The 23,673-nt window shown below is 71.5% G+C and carries 26 protein-coding genes; 19 read left to right on the top strand and 7 right to left on the bottom strand.

The features are described 5' to 3' along the window. Positions 1-32: 32 nt before the first annotated feature. The 4 genes from OG625_RS41110 to OG625_RS41095 all read left to right on the top strand — a co-directional run bounded on the left by OG625_RS41110 (position 33) and on the right by OG625_RS41095 (position 2,802). Positions 33-917 carry an ABC transporter ATP-binding protein gene (locus OG625_RS41110; RefSeq protein WP_329391931.1) on the top strand — a complete coding sequence of 295 codons (885 nt, stop codon included), beginning with the start codon at positions 33-35 and terminating at the stop codon, positions 915-917. Next, positions 914-2,176: an ABC transporter permease gene (locus OG625_RS41105; RefSeq protein WP_329391929.1), complete on the top strand. Its 1,263-nt coding sequence runs from the start codon at positions 914-916 to the stop codon at positions 2,174-2,176. Before OG625_RS41110 ends, OG625_RS41105 begins: the two co-directional genes overlap by 4 nt. Before the next feature lie 92 nt (positions 2,177-2,268). Next, on the top strand, positions 2,269-2,469 hold the full coding sequence (locus OG625_RS41100) for a hypothetical protein (RefSeq protein WP_329391927.1): 201 nt from the start codon (positions 2,269-2,271) through the stop codon (positions 2,467-2,469). A 90-nt stretch (positions 2,470-2,559) separates the two neighbouring features. Beyond that, complete coding sequence (locus OG625_RS41095; RefSeq protein WP_329391924.1) at positions 2,560-2,802, top strand: hypothetical protein; 243 nt, start codon at positions 2,560-2,562, stop codon at positions 2,800-2,802. Positions 2,803-2,840: 38 nt separating this feature from the next. Here OG625_RS41095 and OG625_RS41090 read toward each other — a convergent pair whose 3' ends face one another. From OG625_RS41090 to OG625_RS41065, 6 genes are all read right to left on the bottom strand, one after another. Then, positions 2,841-3,479: a 4'-phosphopantetheinyl transferase family protein gene (locus OG625_RS41090; protein WP_329391922.1), complete on the bottom strand. Its 639-nt coding sequence runs from the start codon at positions 3,477-3,479 to the stop codon at positions 2,841-2,843. A 12-nt stretch (positions 3,480-3,491) separates the two neighbouring features. Beyond that, entirely contained in the window at positions 3,492-4,337 is an 846-nt protein-coding gene (locus OG625_RS41085) for an alpha/beta fold hydrolase (protein ID WP_329391919.1), read from the bottom strand. Then, a complete protein-coding gene (locus OG625_RS41080; RefSeq protein WP_329391918.1) occupies positions 4,334-4,807 on the bottom strand; it encodes an SRPBCC family protein in 474 nt (157 codons plus the stop codon). The genes OG625_RS41085 and OG625_RS41080 overlap by 4 nt, the downstream gene beginning before the upstream one ends. Before the next feature lie 74 nt (positions 4,808-4,881). Next, complete coding sequence (locus tag OG625_RS41075; protein WP_329391916.1) at positions 4,882-6,402, bottom strand: FAD-binding protein; 1,521 nt, start codon at positions 6,400-6,402, stop codon at positions 4,882-4,884. A gap of 52 nt (positions 6,403-6,454) precedes the next feature. Beyond that, entirely contained in the window at positions 6,455-8,020 is a 1,566-nt protein-coding gene (locus tag OG625_RS41070) for a flavin-containing monooxygenase (RefSeq protein ID WP_443067937.1), read from the bottom strand. Positions 8,021-8,030: 10 nt separating this feature from the next. Further along, on the bottom strand, positions 8,031-8,927 hold the full coding sequence (locus tag OG625_RS41065) for a class I SAM-dependent methyltransferase (protein WP_329391913.1): 897 nt from the start codon (positions 8,925-8,927) through the stop codon (positions 8,031-8,033). Between the two features lie 205 nt (positions 8,928-9,132). Between OG625_RS41065 and OG625_RS41060 the strand changes: the two genes are divergently transcribed. Genes OG625_RS41060 through OG625_RS41050 form a run of 3 tightly spaced genes read left to right on the top strand, consistent with a single transcriptional unit; the run spans position 9,133 to position 11,134 of the window. Next, a complete protein-coding gene (locus OG625_RS41060) occupies positions 9,133-9,387 on the top strand; it encodes a hypothetical protein (RefSeq protein WP_030390264.1) in 255 nt (84 codons plus the stop codon). An 11-nt stretch (positions 9,388-9,398) separates the two neighbouring features. Next, complete coding sequence (locus tag OG625_RS41055; RefSeq protein WP_329391909.1) at positions 9,399-10,385, top strand: 3-oxoacyl-ACP synthase III family protein; 987 nt, start codon at positions 9,399-9,401, stop codon at positions 10,383-10,385. Continuing rightward, complete coding sequence (locus tag OG625_RS41050) at positions 10,382-11,134, top strand: SDR family NAD(P)-dependent oxidoreductase (RefSeq protein ID WP_329391907.1); 753 nt, start codon at positions 10,382-10,384, stop codon at positions 11,132-11,134. Before OG625_RS41055 ends, OG625_RS41050 begins: the two co-directional genes overlap by 4 nt. A 155-nt stretch (positions 11,135-11,289) precedes the next feature. Here OG625_RS41050 and OG625_RS41045 read toward each other — a convergent pair whose 3' ends face one another. Then, positions 11,290-12,189, bottom strand: a complete 900-nt coding sequence (locus OG625_RS41045) for an AfsR/SARP family transcriptional regulator (RefSeq protein WP_329391905.1) — start codon at positions 12,187-12,189, stop codon at positions 11,290-11,292. 196 nt (positions 12,190-12,385) lie between these two features. Between OG625_RS41045 and OG625_RS41040 the strand changes: the two genes are divergently transcribed. The 12 genes from OG625_RS41040 (at position 12,386) to OG625_RS40985 (ending at position 23,649) form a co-directional block, all read left to right on the top strand. Next, on the top strand, positions 12,386-13,597 hold the full coding sequence (locus OG625_RS41040; protein WP_329391903.1) for an aminotransferase class I/II-fold pyridoxal phosphate-dependent enzyme: 1,212 nt from the start codon (positions 12,386-12,388) through the stop codon (positions 13,595-13,597). Between the two features lie 42 nt (positions 13,598-13,639). After that, positions 13,640-14,893 (top strand): beta-ketoacyl-[acyl-carrier-protein] synthase family protein, encoded by a 1,254-nt coding sequence (locus tag OG625_RS41035; protein ID WP_329391900.1) that lies wholly within the window; start codon positions 13,640-13,642, stop codon positions 14,891-14,893. After that, positions 14,890-15,747 (top strand): MaoC/PaaZ C-terminal domain-containing protein, encoded by an 858-nt coding sequence (locus OG625_RS41030; RefSeq protein WP_329391898.1) that lies wholly within the window; start codon positions 14,890-14,892, stop codon positions 15,745-15,747. The genes OG625_RS41035 and OG625_RS41030 overlap by 4 nt, the downstream gene beginning before the upstream one ends. Continuing rightward, complete coding sequence (locus OG625_RS41025; RefSeq protein WP_329391896.1) at positions 15,744-17,330, top strand: AMP-binding protein; 1,587 nt, start codon at positions 15,744-15,746, stop codon at positions 17,328-17,330. The genes OG625_RS41030 and OG625_RS41025 overlap by 4 nt, the downstream gene beginning before the upstream one ends. Continuing rightward, the gene (locus tag OG625_RS41020) at positions 17,327-17,584 is read left to right on the top strand and encodes an acyl carrier protein (protein WP_329391894.1); all 258 of its coding nucleotides are present in this window, start codon (positions 17,327-17,329) and stop codon (positions 17,582-17,584) included. Before OG625_RS41025 ends, OG625_RS41020 begins: the two co-directional genes overlap by 4 nt. Positions 17,585-17,634: 50 nt before the next feature. Next, the gene (locus tag OG625_RS41015) at positions 17,635-18,702 is read left to right on the top strand and encodes a hypothetical protein (protein WP_329391892.1); all 1,068 of its coding nucleotides are present in this window, start codon (positions 17,635-17,637) and stop codon (positions 18,700-18,702) included. 97 nt (positions 18,703-18,799) lie between these two features. Next, entirely contained in the window at positions 18,800-19,573 is a 774-nt protein-coding gene (gene trpA / locus OG625_RS41010; protein ID WP_443067940.1) for a tryptophan synthase subunit alpha, read from the top strand. A gap of 112 nt (positions 19,574-19,685) precedes the next feature. Beyond that, positions 19,686-20,060, top strand: coding sequence for an ectoine synthase (locus tag OG625_RS41005; RefSeq protein ID WP_030721055.1), 375 nt, complete (start codon positions 19,686-19,688; stop codon positions 20,058-20,060). A gap of 85 nt (positions 20,061-20,145) precedes the next feature. Next, the gene (locus OG625_RS41000; RefSeq protein WP_329391885.1) at positions 20,146-21,291 is read left to right on the top strand and encodes an acyl-CoA dehydrogenase family protein; all 1,146 of its coding nucleotides are present in this window, start codon (positions 20,146-20,148) and stop codon (positions 21,289-21,291) included. Beyond that, entirely contained in the window at positions 21,288-22,055 is a 768-nt protein-coding gene (locus tag OG625_RS40995) for a phosphoribosylanthranilate isomerase (protein WP_329391883.1), read from the top strand. Before OG625_RS41000 ends, OG625_RS40995 begins: the two co-directional genes overlap by 4 nt. Beyond that, the gene (locus OG625_RS40990; RefSeq protein WP_329391882.1) at positions 22,052-22,774 is read left to right on the top strand and encodes an indole-3-glycerol-phosphate synthase; all 723 of its coding nucleotides are present in this window, start codon (positions 22,052-22,054) and stop codon (positions 22,772-22,774) included. Before OG625_RS40995 ends, OG625_RS40990 begins: the two co-directional genes overlap by 4 nt. Further along, on the top strand, positions 22,771-23,649 hold the full coding sequence (locus OG625_RS40985) for an alpha/beta hydrolase (protein WP_329391880.1): 879 nt from the start codon (positions 22,771-22,773) through the stop codon (positions 23,647-23,649). The genes OG625_RS40990 and OG625_RS40985 overlap by 4 nt, the downstream gene beginning before the upstream one ends. Positions 23,650-23,673: the final 24 nt, after the last annotated feature.

Below are 23,673 nucleotides of genomic sequence, written 5' to 3'. Positions count from 1 at the left end.
CCACTGAGCAACCGAACTGAGAGAAGACAGAGATGCTGGAACTGGAAGAACTCGTACGCGACTTCGGTAGTCACCGCGCCGTCGATCAGGTGTCCTTCCGAGTGTCCGCAGGCCGGTTGACCGGGTTCGTCGGTGGAAACGGTGCGGGCAAGACCACCACCATGCGCATGATCATGGGCGTACTGGCCTCGAACGGCGGCGAGATACGCTGGCAGGGCGCCCCCGTCACGGCCGCCGACCGCAGGGACTTCGGCTACATGCCGGAGGAGCGGGGCCTCTACCCGAAGCAGACCGTCCTCAGCCAGCTCGTCTATCTGGCCCGGCTGCGCGGCCAGAACACGGCCGACGCGCGCCGCCACATCCTCGAACTGCTCGAACGCCTCGGTCTCGCCGAGAAGAGCCAGTCCCGGCTGGAGTCCCTGTCCCTGGGCAACCAGCAGCGCGTGCAGATCGCGGCCGCCCTGCTCGGCTCCCCCAAACTGCTCGTCCTCGACGAGCCCTTCTCCGGGCTCGACCCGCACGCGGTCGACACGATGGCCGAGCTGCTGCGGGAGTACGCCGCCGCCGGCACCCCGGTGCTGTTCTCCTCCCACCAGCTCGACCTGGTCGAGCGGCTCTGCGACGACCTGGTGATCATGGCCACCGGTCATGTCGTCGGCAAGGGCACCGCGGACGAGCTCCGCCACCGCGACAAGCCCCGGTACCAGCTCGTCACCGGCGCTCCGGCCGGCTGGGCCCGCACCGTCCCCGGCGTGACCGACGTCGAGGAACTCCCCGACGGAGCCCGCGTCGAGCTGACCGCCGACGCCGATCCCGGCGCCCTCCTGGCGCAGGCCCTGAGCCGGGGAGCCGTGCACGCCTTCACCCCCCTCGTTCCCAGCATCGCCGACGTCTACCGAGAGATGACCTCCGCATGAGCACCGTGACTTCGAACCCCGCACCCCGGACCGAGCCGGCGCCCGAGCCGAAGGGCACCCCCGCGGCTTCCGGCCCCCCGTCCCGTACGGCCACCCCGGCCGCCTGGCGGATCGTGGCCGCCCGCGAGATCTCGGTGAAGCTCACCAACCGCGGCTTCCTGCTGTCGACGCTGGTCACCCTCGCCCTGATCGTGGGCGCGATCGGACTCCAGCTCTACCTGGCCGACTCGATGGGGAAGATCACCGTCGCGGTGGCCGACCAGGAGGCCGGCCGGATAGCCGGCCAGGCCGAGCAGCTGGCCGTCCGGGCGGACCAGGACGTCGAGATCACGGTCCGGCAGGAGTCGTCCGCCGACCAGGTGCGCGAGACCGTACGGTCCGGTGAGGCCGAGGCCGGGCTGCTCTTCGAGAACGGCCGGTGGGCGCTGCTCGGCGACACCGGGCAGAACGACATCGCCGCCACCTGGATCGGCGCCGCCGTGCAGGCGAACGCCCTCGACCGGAACGCGCAGGCCGCGGGCACCAGCTTGGGGGCCCTCAGCCAGGGGGCGGACGTCGAGCACGTCCTGCTCTCGGCCGACGAGACGCCCGAGGGCGCGGTCCGGATGACCACGTACTTCTTCGGCTTCCTCTTCTACCTGGCGGCCGTCCTGCTCGGTGCGGCGCTGGCGACCAGCGTCGTGGAGGAGAAGCAGAACCGCATCGTCGAGCTCATCGCCAGCTCCGTGCCCCTGCGGTCGCTGCTCGTCGGCAAGATCGTCGGCTCCACCCTCCTGGCACTCGCCCAGATGGCCCTGTTCTGCCTGGTCGGCATCGGCGGCCTGCTGGCCACCGGCGAGCAGGACTTCCTCGCCGACATCAGCTCCGGCCTGGGCTGGTTCCTCGTCTTCTACGTCGTCGGCATCGCGGTCCTGGCCTGCCTGTTCGCCGCCGCGGGCGCGCTCGCCACACGGAGCGAGGACATCCAGTCCACCACGACCCCGGTCAACGCGATCACCGCGCTGGTGTTCATCGTCGGCGTCACCGTGTCCGGCGAGATCCGGGAGGTCCTCTCCTTCATCCCGCTGACCTCGACCGTCACCATGCCGGCCCGCGTCCTGGCGGGGGAGACCTCCTGGTGGGAGCCGGCCGCCGCGCTCGGCCTGTCGATCGCCGCCGCGGTGTTCATCGTCGGGGTGAGCAGCCGGGTGTACCGCCGGGCGCTCCTCCAGACCGACCGCAAGCTCTCGTTCCGCCAGGCCATGAAGCTGACGGACTGACCTTTCCGCGCCACCCGAACCACCGGTCGCACACGCCGGTACAGCCAGAAACCCGACCCGAGCCCACCCCACCCCACCCGGAAGGAACTCCGATGACCGCCACCGCCACCGCCTCCCGCACCACCACCTCCCTCGCCGCGCTCCTGGCCGTGCTCGCCTGCGTCGAGGCGGTGCTCTTCACCAGCGACGCCGCCGACGGTGTCCGCTACGGCGTCGGCGGAGCACTGGCCGTCGCGATCGTCGTGCTGGTCAGCCGCCTCGCCAAGGGCACCAAGGGCCGCACCTCCGCCTGATCGGCCCCCCGATCCCGTCCGGGCCGGCTGCGACGAGGCAGCCGGGCCCGGACGCCCCCGTCTCTTCTCATCCTCATGTGGAGCCTTCCAATGGACTTATCCCACCAGGTGTCGATCGTCGGTCCTCCCGCGGCGCCGCCGGAGAGCGCGGCGATCCGGTTCGTGGCCCTCCTGCCGGCCGGATGGCACGCCGAGGTCGGCGCATGCGAGGAGAACCTCGCCCGCCTCCTGATCGCCGCACCGTCCGGAACCACCACGACCCAGGTCAACCGGATCGCCACCGACATCCTGTCCCGCCCCGGCCTTCAGGATTGGCACCTGGCCGACCACTGACGGCCCCGGCCACACCAGCGGGTCAGCGGGTCAACGGGTCAGCGGGCCACCGCGGTCAGGACCAGCTCCGGGCCGACCAGCCAGCGGCCCCGGTACACCGGGTCGACGGGTGTGGGGACCGGCGGGCGCAGGGTGGCCTCGAAGGTGCCCGCGGCGGAGAGGGCGAGAGTGGCGTCGCGGAAACCGAGCCAGATGCCGGTGGCCGGGTACCAGGCCTTGTAGGCGGCCTCCTTCGCGGAGAAGAAGACGCGGTCCCAGGGGACGGAAGGGTCGGCCGAGGTGAGCTCGGCCAGCTCGGCCCGCTCCTCCGGGGAGGTGATCAGGGAGAGCACGCCCTTGGGGAGCGGGCCCACCGGCTCCGCGTCGATGCCCAGGGCCGACACCGTGGAGGCCCGGGCCGCCACCGCCCCGCGGTAGCCCTCGCAGTGGGTGATGCTGCCCACCACGCCCGACGGCCACCGGGGGGCGCCGCCCGGGCCCGGGAGCAGGGCGACCGGACGGCCGCCGAGGTCCGTGAGGCAGCGCCGGGCGCAGGCGCGGGCCGTCGCGAACTGGCGGCGCCGGCGCGCCCGGCGGCCCTCCATCAGGGCCGCCTCGGCCGGGAACAGCGGAGCGGGCGCCGCGTCGTCGAAGGCTTCCGACGACGTGACGCCCGGCGGCAGGAGTTCCTCGATCAAGGCCGGCTCACCTCACCGCGGGGCGAGCGAGGCGAGCTCGGAGACCGCGGAGACGGCGAGGAGCGGGCGTTCGAGGGGCAGCATGTGGCCCGCGTCCGGGACCGGTTCGAAGCGGGCACCGGGCAGGGCGCCCGCGAGGATCTTCGCCAGCTCGATGTCGATCACCTTGTCGGCCTCCCCGTGCAGGACGACCGCCGGAACCGTGACCGAGGCCAGCGCCCCGCGCAGGTCCCAGCCGCGGGTGCAGCGGAAGAAGTCGGCCCGGACCCGGGGGAGCGTCACGGCGAACATCTGGCGGTTGACGTCGAGGACGACGGGATCCACGCCCTTGCCCATCGTGGAGCCGAGCAGCTTGCGGCCCAGCCAGGGAAGGCGCAGGGCCCGGGAGAAGACGGGGCTGCCCATCATCTTCACCTCGCTGTCCGGGGTGTCCTGGCCGTGCGCGGCCGTCCCCAGGAGCACGAGACCGCGCAGCCGGCCGGCCGAGGGCGAGGTGACCGCGTACGACAGGGCCGCGAAACCGCCGCCCGAGTGGCCGACGACCACCGCCTCGCGTGCGCCCGTCTCCGCGAGCACCGCCGCCAGGTCGGAGCCGAGGCGTTCCACCGAGACCGGCGTGCGGCCCTCCGTGGAGGCGCCGTGGCCGCGCTGGTCGTACAGCACCACCCGGTGGCCGGCCCGGATCAGCCGGTCCGCGACCGTGCCCCACGCCCGGCGGGAGTGCGCCCAGCCGTGGACGAGGACCACGTCGCCGGCCGCGGGCGTGCCCGCCAGCGGGGCGAGGACGGTGACCGCCAGCTCGGCGTCGTCGTCCGTACGGACCGTCAGCTCGTGGGTGAGCTCGGGGGCCGTCGTCACCGCGGCACCGCCGACAGCTGCCGGCCCAGCGATTCGAAGGCCGCGAGGGTGCCCTTGGAGTGCTCCGCGCCCAGGTCCGCGACCTTGGAGAGCAGCTTGAGCCAGCCGTGGGGGGTGCCGACGAAGTGCATCGAGATCCGGGTGCGGCCGTCCGCCAGGGGTTCGAGCAGGAAGGTGCTGGGGCCCCGGAAGACCCCGTCCACGTACTCGATGTCCAGCCGGCGGCCCGGCTGCACCGCCACCGTGCGCGAGGTGAAGCGCAGCTTCAGCCCGCTCTTGTCGGAGCCCTTGGTGTGCACGGTCACGCCCACCAGGCCGCCGACCTCGTCGGGGGCGCCGGAGACAGCGGTGAACGTGTTGGCCGGGACCCACCACTTCTCGGCACCGCGGAACTCGGCGACGAGCGCGTCCCAGACGGCGTCCGCCGGGGCGTCGATCACCGCCTCGTCGATCAGGTCGTACGTGGTCATCACTACCTCCGATAAGAGCACGCGGCGGGGGCGGGATCCCTCTCCCCGCCCCCGCCGCTCGGACTTCGCCCCGGTCAGATCAGGCCGAAGCCCTGGCCGGGGGTGAGGATGTTGTTCGGGTCGTACTTCCGCTTGGCGTTGACGAAGCCGGTCCAGCGGTTGCCGAAGTGCTTCTTCCAGTCGGCGGTCGTCATCGGGATGGAGCCCACCAGGTAGCGCTTGGCGCCCATGCCCACCGCGATGTCGTACAGCCGGCGGTTCTGGTCGACCATGGCCTGGATGTTGGGCTCGCCCGGGTTGGGGAAGCGCAGCAGGTCGAAGAGGTACGCCACCGACTCGTTGGGCTGCATCGCCAGCGGGCGCTTCAGCTTCGAGGTGAAGTACGGGTAGAAGAGCAGGAACCCGCCGCCGAGCGAGTCGGCGTTCATCTCCTGCTCGACCAGCTTCATGAACGCCTTGGTCTTCGACGCGGGCAGGAACATGCTCAGCCACGGCTTGGGCGTGTACCAGTGACCGGTCGACTTCAGGTACTCCTCGTACGCGTCCAGGCGGAACATGTAGTCCCGGTAGGTCACGTCCTCGATGACCGCGGAGGGCCGGTCGTCCTTCAGGTCGCACAGCAGCTTGTTGCGGTCCGGCGGGGTCGTGTTGTAGGTGGCCCCGACCTCCAGCTTGTAGCGCCAGCCCGAGTTGTCCGGGGTGCGCTGCATCTCGCCCGCGTGGACCTGGAAGCGGCCGTCGGCCAGCACCTTCTCGGAGTCGACGAGGTACTGCTCGACCGTGTTGTAGTACAGGCTGAAGATGACCGCCCGCTTGGGCGCCGGCATCAGCTTGACGTTGACCCGGACGATGATGCCGACCTGGCCGCCGCCCGACAGCGCCGCGTTGAACAGGTCGGGGCGCAGCCACGGGGTGGCGGTGACGAGCTTGCCCTCACCGGTGATGATGTCGATGGCCTGGACGGTGTCGCAGAGCAGGCCGAACTTCTGCACGGTCCCGCCGATGCCGCCGATGCTGATGGTGCCGCCGACGGAGATGTACAGGTAGTCCGGCAGGGCCGGCGGGGTCTTGCCGAGCGCGAGGGTGGCGTCGGTCAGCTGGCCCCAGGTCACGCCGGCCTCGACCACGGCGTAGTTGTCGCCGATGGACAGGATCTTCGACATGCCCTTGGCGTCGATGGAGATGCCGCCCGGGACGCGGGCCTGGCCGTACACCGAGTGCGACTCGATGTCGTTGCCGGTGCCGCCCTGGCCGTTGACCGCGATCTTGATGCCGTTGACGCGGGCGTAGTTGACGATGGTGACGATGTCGTCGATCGAGCCGGGCCGCAGCACGGCCCACGGCTTGGCGTCGTCGAAGAAGTGGCCGAAGTCGTGGCCGAAGGAGTTGACCGTGGCCGCGTCGGTCGTCAGCGTGCCGACCAGTCCCGGCACCGGTATGACGTCCGAGTTGCCGGCGGCCTCGGCGGCCGTCGCCCAGCTCTGGTCGACGGCGTTCCAGCCGACGACCGCGACGGCGGTGGCGGCGATGCCGCTCAGGACCTTGCGCCGCGACGGCTCAGCGGGCCCGGCGGTCGTTCTGGGGGTAGTGCTCATCTGCGTACGTCTCCCGATTCCCATGGCGTGTGGGCGTGCTCTGCTGGCGTGATTACTGGTGCGGTACCGGCTTGGGCGTGCGTACCTGGGATGCGAGCTGGTACTCGCTGAGGTCGAGGCGCTTGGTCGCCCGGCGGAACCGCCAGGTGTAGGTCGGGAAGATCGACGAGTTGCGGCCGTTGGCGTCGAGGTACCAGCTCTTGCAGCCGCCCGCCATCCAGACCGTGCCTTCCAGATGGCCGTCGAGCTTCTTGTTGTACGCGTCCTGCGCCTCCTGGCGGACCTCGATGCTGGCCAGCCCGCGCTTCTCGATCTGCTGCAGCGAATCGAGCACGTACTGGATCTGCGCCTCGATCATCACGGTCTGGGAGGAGTGGCCCAGGGCCGTGTTCGGGCCCAGCAGCATGAAGAGGTTCGGGAAGCCGGCGACGGTGGTGCCGCGGTGGGCGGACATCCCGTCCTTCCACGCCTCGCGCAGCTGTACGCCGCCCTTGCCCCAGATCCGGCGCGCCACGGGCCGGTCGGTGGCCTCGAAGCCGGTGCCCAGGATGATCGTGTCGACCTCGCGCTCGACGCCGTCCGAGCCGACGACCGACTTGGCGCGGACCTCCGCGATCCCGTCGGTGACGATGTCCACGTTGGGCTGCTGGATCGCCGGGTACCAGGTGTTCGAGAACAGCAGGCGCTTGCAGGCCACCAGGTAGTCGGGGGTCAGCTTCGCGCGCAGCGCCTCGTCCGGCACCGACTTCTTCAGGTGGTCGCTCGCCATCTTCTGGACGTTCGCGGCGAGCTTGGGCCGCTTCCAGAAGAAGGCCAGGATCTCGCGGCCCCACATGTTGAAGCCGCGGCGGAACTGCTGGTAGCCGGGCAGCGAGCGGAGCAGCTTGGTGTGCAGGGGGCTGTTGGCCTTGTCGGGCTTCGGGCCGACCCACGGGGGCGTGCGCTGGTACAGGTCGAGCTGGGCGACCTCGGGCTGGATCGCCGGTACGAACTGGATGGCGGAGGCGCCCGTACCGATGACGGCGACGCGGCGGCCGGCCAGGTCGTGGTCGTGGTCCCAGGTCGAGGAGTGGAAGACCTTGCCCTCGAAGTCGGCCAGGCCCTTGATGTTCGGGGTGGCCGGCTCGCTCAGGTAGCCGGTGCCGGTGACCAGCACCTGCGCGGTGTAGTCGCCCTGCGAGGTCTCGATGTGCCAGTGCCGCTCGCCCTCGTCCCAGCGGGCGGCGACCAGCTCGTGCCCGAACCGGATGTGGGGGCGGACGCCGAAGCGGTCGGCCGTGTCGCGCAGGTAGGCGAACAGCTCGTCCCGCGAGGCGAACGTCGACTTCCAGTTCGGGTTCCGGGCGAACGAGAACGAGTAGAGGTGGGACATGACGTCGCACGCACAACCCGGATAGCTGTTGTCGCGCCAGGTGCCGCCGACCTCGTCGGCCCGCTCGAACACCAGGAAGTCGTCGATGCCCGACTGCAGCAGCCGGATCGCCGTGCCCAGGCCCGAGAAGCCGGTACCGATGACCGCGACCCGCAGGTGGCGGGTCGGGCCGCCACCGCTGCCGGGGACCGCGGCGGCGCCCGTGAGCGCCCCGCCGTCCTTGGCCGGGTTGAGAATGCTCGCCACGTCGGCCTCCTTAACGGCGGGTGATGGTGACGCGGAAGTTGTTGAAGAACTTGTCCTCGAGCGTGTACGCGAAGATGTCGAGGTAGCGCTCGAAGCGGGAGACGACCTCTTCGCCCTCCATGGCCACGGCCTCGTCCCGGCGCTCGGCCAGCAGGACCAGCCACGCGCGGCAGGCCATCGCGAAGGACTCGCGCTCGTTGACGACCTCGTCGATCTCGAAGAGGCCCTCGGCGGCGGAGCTCAGCTCGTGCAGGTGGGGGATGTGGCAGCCCTCGAACTCGGAGCGCTGCAGGAACTTCAGGTCGTCGAGGAGCGCGCGGTTCATCGGCAGCGCCTCGGCGGTCATGGTGTGCAGCACGAACTTGGCGCCCGGGTTCAGGGCGTTCGCGACCTGCGAGAAGAAGTACCGGTAGCGCTTGGTGCGCTCCTTCGGCGGCAGGTTCGAGGAGACGAAGTGCTCCAGCGCGTTGATGCAGAACGCGGCGTCGTACTTCTCGCTGTCGTCGGCGACCTTGTAGTCGGCCCAGCTCTGGACCAGCGTGGTGATCTTCGGGTTGTTCAGCCCGTCGATGAAGGCTTCCTGGGTGCGGGACAGGGTCAGGCCGACGGCCTGCTCCGCGCCGTGCACGGTGGTGAGGCGGTTGAGCATGGTGCCCCAGCCGCAGCCGATGTCCAGGACGCGCTTGGTGGAGCCGGCCCGGACGCCCGCCAGCTCGGCGAACTTGTCGAGCTTGCGCTCCTGGGCCTCGTCGAGGGTGGCGACCAGGTCCTCGCCGTCCTCCCAGTAGCCGCCGGAGTACATCATCGTGGGGCCCAGCAGGAGCCGGTAGAAATCGTTGCTGACCTCGTAGTGGTGCCTGATCGCATCGACCTCGGGGTCCACCGACTTGGGGGCGACCGTTGTCATCCTGATCCTCTTTCCTGCGTGTCCGGCGGGCCGTATTTCCGAATTCGCGTCAGAGAAAACCGGATGCCCCGCAAGGCGTGCGCAAGACGGGCCCGATTCGAGCCACCGGGCCGTGTTGCGCCTTCCTTGCGGGGACGGCGCTTTTATCGCTCTCGAAAACCAGACACGTACCGCCGAGTTGCATTGCCGAGAGAGGACCGACCCCATGTCGCTGCCCACCATCGAAGAACTGGCGAGCCAGCTCGAGGCCGTTTCGGGTGCCGCGGAGGTCAGCCCCGACGCCCCGCTCCAGCACATCGCGGACGTCGACTCGCTGGACCTGATGGAGTGGCTGTACGGATTCCAGAACCAGTACCCGCACATCCCGGCCGACGAGTCCCTCTTCGCCGACCTCGACGACACGACCACCCTGCGTGACGTCTACGCGAAGATCGTTGACCTCGTCCCGGCTCAGGCGTAGCGAGGGGTGACGTGACCGGCTTCGACATCACCGGGTGGGGCATGTCCGTACCCGAACGCATCGTCACCAGTGCCGAGCTCGCCGAGCGTTTCGGCGTTGACGAGCACTGGATCACCAGCCGCTGCGGCATCCGCGAGCGGCGGGCGGTCGACCCGGGGCAGACCACCGCCTCCCTGGCCGTCGAGGCCGGCCGGCGCGCGCTGGAGAAGGCGGGCCTGACCGGCGCCGACATCGCCCACCTCATCGTCGCGACCGCCACGCCCGAGCAGCCGTCCCCGGCGACCTCCGCGTTCGTCCACCACGAGCTCGGCATCTCGGGCAGCGCGCACGACGTCAACTCCGAGTGCGCCGGCTTCGTCTACGGGCTGGTCTCCGCGATGGCGCTGATCGGCATCGACCCCCGCCCGATCCTGCTGATCGGCTCCGACACCCACACCCTGACGGCCAACCCGGCCGACCGGGACCTGTCCATCCTCGTCGGCGACGGCGCGGGTGCCATCGTCATCCAGCCGGGCGCGGAGAACCGGGTCAAGGCGTGGAACCTGGGCGCCGACGGCTCCTGTGCCGGCTCGCTCAAGGTGCTCGCCGGCGGCAGCCGGATGCCGACCACCCAGGAGACGCTGGACGCGGGCCTCCACTACGCGCAGATCAACGGCAACGAGATCTACCTCAACGCCGTCCGGTACACCGTCCGCACGGTGCGCGAGACGCTGGAGAACGCCAAGGTGGACGCGGCGGACGTCGACCACGTCGTACCGCACCAGGCCAACATCCGGATCATCAACTCGATCCTGTCGCACACCGGCCTGCGCCAGGAGGCTCTGATCACCAACCTCCAGAAGTACGGCAACACGGCGTCGGCGTCGATCCCGATCGCGCTGACCGAAGCCCTGGACGAGGGCCGGATCAAGGTCGGGGACAAGGTCCTCCTGGCCGGCTTCGGAGCCGGCATGACATGGGGTTCGATCCTGATGGAATGGGGCGGTGTCGCGGCATGAGCAAGAACAGTGCGGGTCAGCGCCCGGAGTCCCCGGTCGCGCTCGTGACCGGCGCCTCGGGCGGCCTCGGCCAGGCCCTGGCGCTGGAGCTGGATGCGCTGGGCTGCCGGGTGGCGGTCCACTACAACAGCTCCAAGGAGGCCGCCGAGGCCGTCCGCGAGAAACTGGTCAACCCGTCGGTGCTGGTCACGGGTGACGTCGGGTCCTGGGAGGCCACCCAGGCCCTCTACGCCCGGATCTCCGAGGAGCTCGGCCCGGTGGACGTCCTCGTCAACAACGGGGCCATCCGCAAGGACAGCCTGATGGCCATGCAGAACCCGGCGGACTGGGCGCAGGTCATCCAGACCAACCTCATCGGGTCGTTCCACACGGCCCGCGCCTCGGTGCCGTACATGCTGCGGAAGCGCTGGGGCCGGGTGATCAACATCGTGTCCCCGTCCGGCATCATCGCGACCGCCGGGCAGACGGCGTACTCGGCGTCCAAGGCCGGTCTGATCGGCTTCACCCGGACCCTCGCGTCCGAGTGCGGCCGGCGCGGGGTGACGGTCAACGCGCTGTCCCCCGGCTTCATGATCACGGGCATGACGAACACCCTTCCGGACCGGGTGATCGAGGGCATGGAGGACAAGGCCCCCATCCCCCGCTTCGTCACGGTCGAAGAGGTCGCCCGCAGCGCCGGTCTCTTCCTGGACCAGGACTGCATGACGGGCCAGGTCATCAGCATCGACAGCGGGGTGTCCATCACCTGACCCCCGCGGTCGTCCCCCTCGGCCCCGGCCTCCCTCCCCCCGGGGAGGCCGGGGCCGCTCGTCGTGCGCGCGCGGGGGACGGACACGGACGTACGAAGGCCGCCGCCGCGGAGTTCCCGCGGCGGCGGCTTCCTCGTGCGTCCCGACCGGGCGGATCAGGCGGCGGGGTAGGACACCGCCCGGTGCGTGACGCAGCCGTGGCCGGCCGGTGAGGAGCGGGGGCCGGACGCGCGGTGGTCCACCTCGAAGACCCCCATCAGCACCGGGTCCAGGCAGGTGCACGTGCGCGGGGCCGGCCGGGGTTCCGGGGTGCGCAGCAGTTCCAGGTAGGCCGCCTCCGTCTCCGGCGCGGGGTCTATGCCGAGCTCCTCCGCCAGCACCTCCCGCAACTGCTGGTAGCTGCGCAGCGCTTCCGCGCGGTTGCCGGCCCGCGAGTGGGCCGCCATCCGGCAGCGGTAGGCGCTCTCCCGGAACGGGGCCCGGCGGACGGCCTCCTCCGCGTAGCGCAGGGAGTGGTGCTCGTCGCCCAGGGCGGAGGCGGACAGGCTCGCGATCTCCAGCGCCCGCAGGCGGAGCTCCTCCAGCTGCTCGCGCATCGCGTCGACCCATTCGCCCTCGTGGGAGGGCAGGAACGAGCCGCGCAGGTTCGACACCGCGCCGGCCGCGAGCTGCTGGGCGACCGCGTAGGAGCCCGTCGCGTACGCCTCGGCGGCCTCCGTCACGGCCACCTCCGCGCACTCCACGTCCACGGCCGCGTCCTGCGGCAGCCGCAGGACGTACCGGCCGCCCTGCGCGACGAGGGGGGTGACGCCCGGCTGGTCCTGGGGCGTCGTGACGAAGGTGCGCACCCGGCTCACGAGGCTGCGCAGCGCGGAAGCCCAGGTGTCGGGGAGGCCCTCGGGCCAGACGGTTTCGGCCAGTTGGTCACGGTCCGTGCCCCCGGCCCGCTCCATGAGCAGGCGTGCGAACGCGACTTGGGCCTGGGCGCTCGACAGGTGTTGTGGCGGTGCTCCGTCCGGCTCGATCGTGACAAGGCCTACGAGTCTGATCAGCACTATGCACTCTCCGAAACGGTCGTCATCCGGCCGAGTCCCCCAAGGTCGTGCGATTCAGAGAATAGCGGCGGGCTGCTCTTGCGTCGCTCTTGCGCCCCACGAGCCTTAATGGAATTCCACTAGAGCCCCGCCGGAAAAACGGCGGAGCGTCGATGGAGTTCCGGGTCCGCCGGACGATCGCGACGAGGAGAAGCACGTGAACTCATCCGCTGCCTGGAAGCGCTTGGAGCCGAAGCTGGCGTATTTCCGTGACCGTGTCCGGTCGCTGGAATACGAACCCAACCGGAAGAACAGCTTCGTCGCGTACACGGCCGAGCGGGACTCCGCGTACGCCGACCAGGACGGCCGCCGGCTGCTGATGATGTCCGGCTACTCCTACCTCGGTCTCGCCGGCGACGAGCGCGTCGTCGCCGCCGCCAAGGCCGCCGTCGACCTCTACGGCACCGGCAACCACGGAGTGCGGGCCCTGGCCGGCACGACCCCCCTGCACGAGGAACTGGAGGCCGAGGTCGCCAAGGTCGCCGGCCGTGAGAAGGCCCTGGTCTTCGGCTCCGGCTACGCCGCGAACACCGGCACCGTCGGCGCGATCGTCGGCCCCGGCGACACCGTCTTCATCGACAAGTACGACCACGCCAGCATCGTCGACGGCTGCAAGCTCTCCGGCGCCACCGTCACCCGCTTCCGCCACAACGACGTCGCCCACCTGGAGCGCCGCCTCTCCGCCGCCCCCGACACCGGGGTCCGCCTGGTCATCGTCGACAGCGTCTACTCCATGGACGGCGACATCGCCCCCCTGGTCGACCTGCGCAAGGTCTGCGACGCCCACAACGCGCTGCTGATGGTCGACGAGGCCCACGCGCTCGGCGTCATCGGCGCCACCGGCAAGGGCATCGAGGAGCACTTCAACTACGAGGTGAAGGTCGACGTCAAGCTCGGCACCCTCTCCAAGGCCATCCCCTCCATGGGCGGCTGGGTCGCCGGCTCCGCCGAGTTCATCCACCACCTGCGCTACGCGGCCCGTCCCTTCCTCTTCTCCGCGGCCCTCGGCGGAGCCCAGACCGGCGCGGCCCTGGAGTCCCTGCGGATCCTGCAGCGCGAGCCGTGGCGGGTGGAGTTCATCCAGAAGCAGTCCGCGCGCTTCCGCGACGCCCTCAACGAGGCCGGCATCAGCACCGTCGACAGCGAGACCGCCGTCGTCCCCGTCATCGCCGGATCCGACGTGGCCGCCTACGACCTAGCGACCGTCGCCCGCAAGAACGGCGTCATCGGCCTCCCCGTGGTCACCCCGGCCGTCCCCAACGACCTGGCCCGGCTGCGCATCGCCATCACCGCCGCCCACACCGAGGCCGACCTCGACTTCGCCGCGGAGGCCTTCATCAAGTCGGCGCGCGAGTGCCGGATCATCTGACCGCCCTCACGACGACCGCACACACGCCTTAAGGGAGCAGACATGCCTGGATCGTCCAGGGGCAGTTCGGCGCGGCCGCCCGTAGCCATCACCGGCATGGGCGTGGTCACCCCCGGCGGGTGCACCCCGGACGAGCTGTGGCAGACGCTGCGAGCCGGCCGGTCCACCGCCGCCGAGCTCACCCACTTCGACCTCAGCCGGCACCGGGTCAAGATCGGCTGCCGGGTCCGCGGCCTCGACGGGCTCGCCGGGCTCGTCCCCGCCAAGGAAGCCCGCCGGATGGACCCCTTCGCCCACTACGGAACGGCCGCGGCCCTCGCCGCCCACCGTGACGCGGGATCGCCCACCGCCGAAGCCGGGCGCACCGCCATCGTCGTCGGCAACGCCGTCGGCGGGCGGGCCACCAGCGACCTGGAGTCCGCCCACTTCACCGAAGGCGGCCCCGCCAAGGTCAACCCGCTGATGCCGCTGATGACGATGCCCAACGCGGCCGCCGCGCACATCGCCATCCGGCTCGGCTGGACGGGCCCCGCCCTCACCGTGGCCAACACCTGCGCCAGCGGCGCCGACGCCATCGGACACGCCCTGATGCTCCTGCAGACCGGCCGCGCCGACCTCGTCATCGCCGGCGGCGCCGAACACACGCTCACCCCGGTCACGCTGGCCGGCTTCGGCAACCTCAACGCGGTCTCCTTCCGCAACGACGACCCGGAGCGCGCCTCGCGCCCCTTCGACAAGGACCGCGACGGCTTCGTGATGGGCGAGGGCGCCGGGTTCGTCGTACTGGAACGGCTGGAGGACGCGACCGCCCGCGGCGCGAAGACGTACGGGCTGGTCGCCGGGTACGCAGCCACCGCCGACGCCCACCACCTCGCGATGCCGCTGCCCGACGGCGCGGGAGCCGCGGCCGCCATGGCCGGTGCCATCGCCGACGCCGGCCTCGACCCCTCCGACATCGTGCACGTCAACGCGCACGGCACCTCGACCCCGCACAACGACCGGTCCGAGGCGGCAGCGCTCAGGAAGGTGTTCGGCACCGCCCAGCCGCCCGTCACCGCCCCCAAGTCGGTCATCGGCCACCTCATCGGCGCCGCCGGCGCCGTCGAACTCATCGCCACCGTGCAGGCCATGCGGCACTGCGAGGTGCCTCCCACCGCCAACCACGAACAGCTGGAGCCAGGAATGGACATCGACGTCGTCCACGGCGCACCGCGCGCCGTGCCCCCGGGACCCGCGATCACGAACTCCTTCGGGTTCGGCGGGCACAACTCCTCAGTGGTGGTGACGCCGGTATGACGCTCCTGTCGCTGCCCTCCCCGGTCCGCACGCTCACCGTCACCGAGCCCGAGATCACCGACTACCGCGGTGCCGCCCGGCGCGGGCTGACCACCGCCCGGCCCGGCCAGGCCTCGCCCGTCCACACCTTCGTCCTCGCCCACACGGTGGCCGAGCAGACCGTCGCCGCACTGACCGAGGCCGAGCCCGGCCCGGTGTCCGTGGTCCACCTCGGCCAGGACATCCGCACCGTCCGCCCGGTCCGCCCCGGCGAGGAGGTGACCGTACGGCTCGACGTGCTCGGCATCCGCAAGGAGCCGCGCGGCGCCCGGATCGCGCTGCGGGTCCGGCTCACCGGCGAGGACGGCGCGGAACCCTTCGCGGAACTGGTCATCTCCGCCCTGCTGGTGGGCGCGACCCTGCTGGAGCCGTTCGGCGACATCGCGGGCGGCCCCGCCGCCCCGACCCCGCTCGGGGCCGGCGAGCCGCAGACCGCGGTGCACGAGCTGACCACCGACTGGATCAGTACGTACGCCCACGCCTCCGGCGACCTCAACCCCATCCACCTCGACGAGCAGGCGGCCCGCGGGGCCGGCTTCGACACCGTCATCGCGCACGGCATGAGCGTCGTCGCCCTCGCGGTGGAGGAGGCCGTGGACCGCTTCGCGGGCGGCGACTCCGCCAAGGTGCGCGGCCTCGGCTGCCGCTTCTCGGCCCCGGTGCCGCCCGGCATCCCGCTGGAGGTCGTCCTGCAGCCCGACGCCGAGGCCCGCATCGTCCGCTTCACCTGCAAGACGCCGAAGGGCGCGGCCGTCAAGAGCGGCTGGATCGAGTTCGCGCAGCCGACCGCGCCGGAGGCGGGTGAGCAGCCGTGACCACCACCCCCGGCCCGGGCATCCCCGTCACCCCGGTCGTCGAACTCGGCCTCCTCGGCGGCTTCCTGACCCAGGTCCGAGACCGCCCCCACGCCACCGCGCTCGTCTTCAACGGGGACGAGACCACCTACCGGGAGCTGTACGAGCTCGCCGGGGAGGAACGGGACCGCCTCGCGCAGCTCGCGCTCGCCCCCGGGGTCCCGGTCGGCGTCCTCGCCGACAAGTCCCCGGCCGCCGTGGCCCTCGTACTCGGATGCCTGCTGGCCCGCCGGCCGGTGCTGCTCCCGTCCCCCGCCCTCGCCGACACCCTGCTCGCCGATCTCTTCGCCCAGGCCGGCTGCGCCCACGTCCTCGCCCCCGGCGGCGAGAGCGCCCGGGTCGCACCCAACCCGGACGTCGCCGCCCAGCCGCTGCCCGCCGACGAGGCCGCCGACGTGGCCCTCATGCTCACCACCTCCGGCTCCACCAGCCTGCCGAAGATCGTCCCGATCGCCCTGGACGCCGTGGACCGGTTCACCCGGTGGGCCGGCAACGCCTTCGAGATCGGCCCCGACCGGACCGTCCTCAACTACGCCCCCCTCAACTTCGACCTCTGCCTCCTCGACGTCTGGACCACCCTCGCCCGCGGCGGACGCGTGATCCTCGTCGACCCGGCCCTGGCCGCACACGGCCGCCACCTGACCGACCTGGTCCAACGCCACGGAGTGCACGTGGTGCAGGCCGTCCCGATGGCCTTCGGGCTCCTCCAGGACGCCGCCGCCAAGACCGGCGACCTCTTCCCCGGCGTCGAGCACGTGATGTTCACCGGCGACGCCATCCCCGACCGCACCTACGCCGCGCTGCCCGCCCTCTTCCCGAAGGCCCGCATCCACAACATCTACGGCTGCACGGAGACCAACGACAGCTTCATCCACGAGGTCGACACATCGGCCACCTCCTTCCCGCCCGTCCCCATCGGCCGCCCGCTGCCCGGCGTACGCGCCCTCGTCCTCGACCCCGACACCCTCACCCCCGTCGAAGGCCCCGGCAGCGGAGAGCTCTTCGTCTCCACGCCCTTCCAGACCCGCGGCTACCTCGACCGGACCCGGCACGCCGACAAGTTCACCGCCCACCCGCTCGGCCTCGACGACCGCCGCTGGTTCCGCACCGGAGACCTCGTACGGCGCGACGCCGCCGGCACCCTGCACCTGACCGGGCGCACCGACTTCCAGGTCAAGGTGCGCGGGGTCGCCGTCAACACCGCCGAGATCGAACGGGTCCTGCAGGAACACCCCGAGGTCCTGGAGGCGGGCGTCGCCGCCCTGCCCGACCCGATCGCCGGCAAGCGGCTCGTCGCCGGCGTCCAGCGGGTCCCCGGATCCACCCTGACCGGCCTGCAGCTGCGCACGCACTGCGCCCGGCACCTGCCCAGGGCCGCCGTACCCCACCAACTCACCGTGATCGAAGCGCCGTTGCCGAAGACGGCCACCGGAAAGGTCGACCGCAAGGCGCTCGACCGGCTCGACCGGCTGACCCTCACCACCACCGCAGCCGTAGCCACCACACCCGTAGCCACACCTCTCGCCGAAGGAATCCCGTCATGAGCAACGTCGACACCATCAAGAACTTCGTCATCACCGAGTTCCTCCCCGGCACCCCGGCCTCCGAGCTCGCGGTCGACCACGACCTGCTCAACGACGGGGTCATCGACAGCCTGGGCGTCCTGAAGCTGATCGCCTGGGTCGAGGACCGCTTCGAGCTCGCCATCGGCGACGAGGACCTGGACCCCAACAACTTCCGCAGCGTCGAGTCGATCGACACCTTCATCACCCAGGCCCGCGCCACGGCCACCGCTTAAGCCAACCACTTAGGCACCGCACCCCGACGGAGACGAGACGGAGACCGACCGTGCACGACGCACTCACAGGCCTGCTGGAGCAGCAAGCTCCCGTCGGCCGCGAGACCTGGCGGTCCTGGTGGGACCAGCTGGGCGCAGGCAGCCTCGACAAGGCCGAGGTCCTCGCCCTGCTGGCCTCCCTGAGCAGCCGGCTCCCCGACCACCAGACCCTGCGCCACCTGCTGGACTCGCTCGCCGAGCGCCGGCCGGCGGGCCCGGTGACCACCCCCTGGGAGGGCACCGTGAACGTCGTCGGCACCGGCGGCGGGCCCAAGACGTTCAACATCTCCACCGCCTCGGCGTTCGTCGCCGCGGCCGCCGGGGTCAAGGTCGTCAAAACCGGCTCCCGGGCCTACACCAGCTCGCTCGGCTCCGTCGACCTGCTGGAACGGCTCGGTGTCCGTCTCACCTCCTCCTACGCCCAGACCGAGGACACCCTCGCCGCACACGGGATCGCCTTCGCCGGGCCCTTCGTCTACCCGGCGCAGCTGACCCGGCTGGCACGGACCGTGGCCCCGCTGAGCATGAAGCCCTTCGGCCGGTTCCTGAACGCCCTGGGCCCCTTCCTCGCCGACCTGCCGGTGGCCGCCCAGGTCACCGGGGTCTCGGCGGCCGCTCCGATCGACACCCTGCGGGAGCTCGCCGCGACCACCACCACCCGCCGCATCTGGCTGACCACGAACGACACGGGCGCGGACGAACTGCTCCCCTTCGCCACCAACACCGTCCACGGAGCCCGCTCTCTGACCCGGATCATCCGGCCGGGCGAACTCACCCCGGGCGACGGCTCCTTCGGCGACCTGCGACCGGCCGCCGAACCCGCCGCGGCCGTCGACCACTTCCTCTCCGTGCTCTCCGGCACGGCCGGCAGGGTCGCCACCCGGACGGTCTGCCTCGGCGCGGCCGCCCTGGTGGTGGCCTCCGGCACCCGCCGGGACTGGGCCTCCGCGGTCTCGCTCGCCGAGGAAGCGGTCCGCTCCGGCGCGGCCCACGCACTGGCACAGCGCCTCGCGGCCGCCGCCCCGACCGCCCCCCGCACCCCGACCGCCCCCCGCACCCTGGCGGTGGCCCGTGCCTAGCCCGACACCGGCGGGGACCCTCACGGCCTCGACCGAGGCGAAGCCACCGGCCCCCGCCCCCTTCTTCACCCGCCGCGCCCCCGGCGGTCCGCCCGGACTGGCGCTGTTCCTCAACGCGGGCGACCCGCCCCTGCCCGTCCTGCGGGACCTGGTCCTGATGCTCGACGAGGAGGGCGTGGACTGCCTGGAACTGGCCGTCCCGTTCCCCGACTCGATCACCGACGGCCCGGTCGTCCGGCGCTCCGCGAGCCGGGCCCTGGAGCGCGGCGGGGCCGGACTGGACGACGTACTCGCCTTCATCGCCGACGTACGGCCGCACCTGGCGCACCTTCGGATCGCCCTGCTCGCCGACTGGAGCCACTCCCTCAAGCACCGGGACCTGGCCACCGCCACCCGAGAGATCGCCGCGTCGGGAGCGGACGGACTACTGGTGCACGCGCTGCCGCCGCGGCTGCGCGCCGAACACCTCGAATCCGCCGCGGCGGCGGGCCTGCCCGTCGTCACCACCTGCTACGCCAAGAGCGAGCCCGAGACGCAGGCCCAGGCCGCCGCACACGCCTCCGCCTACCTCTACCTCGTCGCCCACTACGGACGCAGCGGGACCGCACCCGCCGCCGGCCACGCCGCGCTGGCGCGGACGGTCACCGGGCTCCGGGCGCACACGAACTCCCCGATCGCCGTCGGCTTCGGGGTCAGCACACGGCAGGACGTCGAGGCGGTCGGGGCCGCCGGCGCCGACGCCGCGATCATCGGCTCCGCCGCGGTGGCAGCCGTGGAGCGGGCTCAGGAGGCCGGTCGCGATGTGACCGAGGCCTTCCGCGAGTTCGTCCGCTCGGTCCTGCCGGAAGCAGAAGCGCACCGACCGCACTGACCGCACCTACCGCACCGACGACACAGACCGCACCGACCTTTCTGACCAGCAGAAGAGAGCTCCACCCCTCATCCGGAACATCCGCGCACCACCCTCACACCGGGAGACAGCCATGATCGTTCGCGACATCGAGTCCGTGAAGACCGTCGAGTGGGGCAACGGCCTCAGCCGCCGCTTCCTCCTCGCCGAGGACGGCCTGGGCTACTCGCTCACCGACACCACCGTGCTGGCCGGCACCAAGTCCCGCCTGGAGTACGTCAACCACCTGGAGGCCTGCTACTGCATCGAGGGCTCCGGCGAGGTCATCGAGCTCGACGGCACCTCGCACGAGATCGTCCCGGGCCGGATGTACGCCCTCGACCAGCACGACGCCCACTTCCTCGTCGCCAGCCCGCACGAGGACCTGCGCCTGGTCTGCGTCTTCTCGCCGGCCCTGCGCGGTGACGAGGTCCACAGCCTCGACGCCCACTCCTCCTCCGCCTACTGAGGCGCGCGGGTGCCCGCCCGGCCCATCCGGCCAACGCGGAGCGCCACCCATCCGAAGCACCGCCACCGAAACAAAGGGGTCCGTCGTGATCCGTTGGAACGCCGACCAGGCCGATCTGCGTGAAGGCCTGGAGCGGTGGGGAGACGCACTCAGCGCAGACCACATCGAACTCGACGAGCAGTCCGCCTTCTCGGAGGACAAGTGGAAGCTCGTCCAGAAGACCGGGATCCTCTCACTGCCCTTCGACGAGGACTACGGAGGCCTCGGGCAGTCGATCCTCACCACCATGTACGCGCTGGAAGGCCTCGGCGAGTACAACCGCGACGGGGGCCTCAGCTTCTCGGTCACCACGTCCATCTGCTCCACCGGAATCCCGCTCCAGCAGTTCGGCACCCTCGAACAGAAGGAGCGCTACCTGCCCCTGATCTGCTCGGGCGAGGCGATCGGCGCCCATGCCATCACCGAGTCCGAGAGCGGTTCGGACGCCATGGCGATGGCCACCAGGGCCGTCCGTGACGGGGACGACTTCGTCATCAACGGCAGCAAGTGCTTCGTCAGCAACGGACCGGTCGCCGACCTGATCGTGCTCTACGCCCGGACCCACCCGGACGGCGGCCCGCTCGGAACGACGGCGTTCCTGCTCGACCGGAACACCCCCGGAATCACCGCCGGCAAGCCCATCAAGAAGATGGGTCTGCGGACCTCTCCGATCAGCGAGCTGTTCTTCGACGACGTACGGGTGCCCAGGAGCGCGGTGCTCGGCCGGGTCGGCGGCGGGTTCATGGTGATGGACCACGTGATGAAGCGGGAGATCCTCTTCTCCTTCATCGTCAACGTGGGCGAGATGCAGCACCGGCTGGAGCGGTGTGTCGAATACGCGAAGACGCGTAAGTCGTTCGGAAAGGCGATCGGTTCGTACCAGACGATCGCCAACAAGATCGTCGACATGAAGGTCCAGCTGGAGACCGCCCGCAAGTGGCTCTACGACACGGGCGAGAAGCTGCAGGCCGGCGAGAACGTCACCCAGGACCTCGCCATCGCCAAGCTCGTCACCAGCGAGAGCAACCTGGCCAGCAGCCTGTCCGCCGTCCAGATCTTCGGCGGCCACGGCTACATGGCGGAGTTCGGCCTGGAGATGGAGGTGCGCAACGCCGTCGGCGGCACCATCTACTCCGGTTCGAACGAGATCCAGTACAACCGCATCGCCTCCACCCTGGGACTGGGCAAGTGAGCACCACCAGCCCCCTGTCCCAGACGCTTCTGAAGGTCTGCGGGGCCACGGTCCCGCAGGACATCGAGGCGGCGGCGGCCGCCGGGGCGGACTGCGTCGGGCTCTGGCACGGCGTACCCGGCGGCCCGTCGGAACTGGACCCGGACGGGCTCGCCGCCCTCGCGGCGGCGGCCCGTTCGGCCGGCCTCCTGCCGGTCCTCGTGACCTTCCTGGCCGACCCCGGCGAGCTGGCCGGGATCGTCCGGCGCACCGGAGTCCGCTGGGTCCAGCTCCACGCCTACCAGCCGCCGGCCGTCGTACGGGCCCTGCGCGAGGCCCTGCCCGCCGAGACCGGCATCGTCAAGGTGCTGCACGTGGAGGAGCGCGGGGGCTGTGTGGAACGGCCGCTGATCGGCGCGTACGACCGGGCGGGCACCGACCTCTTCCTCCTCGACACGGCCACCGGCGACGGCCGGATCGGCAGCACCGGACGCACCCTCGACCCGGCCCGCCTCACCGCCCTGCTGCCCCGGCTGACCAAGCCGTTCCTGCTGGCCGGCGGCCTGTCCCCGGCCAACCGCCCCGACTACGAGGCCGTCGTGCACCACCCCGGGTTCCGCGGCATCGACGTGGACACGGCGGCGCGCGACCTGACGACCGGCCGCTTCGGGGTCCCGGAGATCGCCGCCCTGGCCCGCGCCTGGCGCACGGGCTCGTACGTCCCTCACTCCCACGGCCCTCACTCCCACGTCCCCGACCACCCCCGACTGGAGCTCTCGCGATGACGAAGCAGAACCGGACCGGCTTCCCTTTTCTCGAGGCCCTCCTGGCCTCCCCGACCCCCGTGGTGATGGAGGTGAAGCGGCGGGACGCCCACGGCTACGACCTGGTCGGCGGCCGCACTCCGGCCGCGATCGTGGGCTCGTACGAGGTCGCGGGCGCGCCCTGCATCTCCGTGGTGACGGGCCGCTGGTTCGGCGGCTCACCGGCGCTGCTGCGGGACGTGGCGGCGCTGACCGACCTCCCGCTCCTCCAGAAGGACTTCATCACGAGAAAGGACCAGATCCGCACGGCCAAGGAACTCGGCGCGTCCGCGGTGCTGCTGACGGCGGCCCTGCTCCCGGCGACGAGCATGAGCACGCTGGTCACGGAATGCCTGCTGACCGGCCTCACCCCCTTCGTGGAGGTCACCGACGAATCCGAACTCGAAGCGGTCCACCACCCCGAGGAGTGCGTGATCGCCGTCAACAACAAGGACATCAAGACGCGCGAGCGCGGCGCCGGCGACCTCGGCCGCTCCCTGGACCTGCTGCCGGCGGTCCGCGCGCTCGGCACCGCCTGCCCGGTCAGCGCCAGCGGCATCGACGGCCCGGCGACCGCCGCCGAACTCCTCGACGCCGGCTTCGGCGGCCTCCTGGTGGGCACCTCGCTGCTGCGCACCGGATCCCCGGCGGCCTGGGTGGACGCGATGGCCGCGGCCCGGAAGGAGCTGGCGGTCCGATGAGCACTCAGCCGGGCGGCGTACGCCCCTACTCCTCCTACACCTACACGCTGAACGCGGCGGGCATCCCGCTGTCGGCGATCCTCGCGCTGCCGGAGGGGGGCGTCTCCGGCGTCTCCGCCTCCGCCCCCCGCTCCACGATCCTGGCCATCCACGGCCGGGGCATGCGGGCGGCGTACTGGAACTCCTTCATCCCCCTCGCCACCAGCCTGGGTCACGCGGTCCTGGCGGTCGACCGGCCGGGCTACGGGGACTCGGCGGACCTGATCCCCGAGGGCCAGAGCCTGGCCGAGCAGGCGGAAACCCTCCACGCGGCCCTCAAGGAGCACGCCGCCGCGTACGACATCGGCGCCGGGGTCTTCCTCCTGGGCCACTCGGACGGCGGCAAGGTCGCCCTCCACACGGCCGCCACCGACGGCGGCCTCCCTCTCCTCGGCCTGGACGCCTCGGGCGTCGGCCACCACTACAACCCCGAGGCCCTGCACTTCCCGTCCACCCTCGGCGGCGGCGCCACCAAGCTCAACTGGGGCCCCCTGCCGCTCTACCCGCCCGGCACCTTCAAGGCCAGCCGCGCCCTGCTCTCCCCGACCCCGCCCCGGGAGTCGGCGGAAACCCTGCGGTGGCCGGGCCAGTACGAGGACCTTGCGGACCGCGTACGCATCCCCGTCCGCCTCACCTTCGCGGAACACGAGGCCTGGTGGGACCTGGACCCCGCGACCCTGACGGCGATGACCGACCGCCTGACCTCATCCCCCCACGTCGCCCTGGAACACCTCCCGGCGGCGGGCCACAACATCAGCCTCGGCCACGCGGCCACGGCGTACCACCTGCGGGTGCTGACCTTCCTGGAGGACTGCCTGATGGCGGGGCGGTCCTAGAGGAGCCGGAGGGCCGCCCCGCCC

This window comes from Streptomyces sp. NBC_01351 (genome assembly GCF_036237315.1).
GTDB lineage: Bacteria > Actinomycetota > Actinomycetes > Streptomycetales > Streptomycetaceae > Streptomyces.
This window is presented reverse-complemented; position numbering and strand designations above follow the sequence as displayed.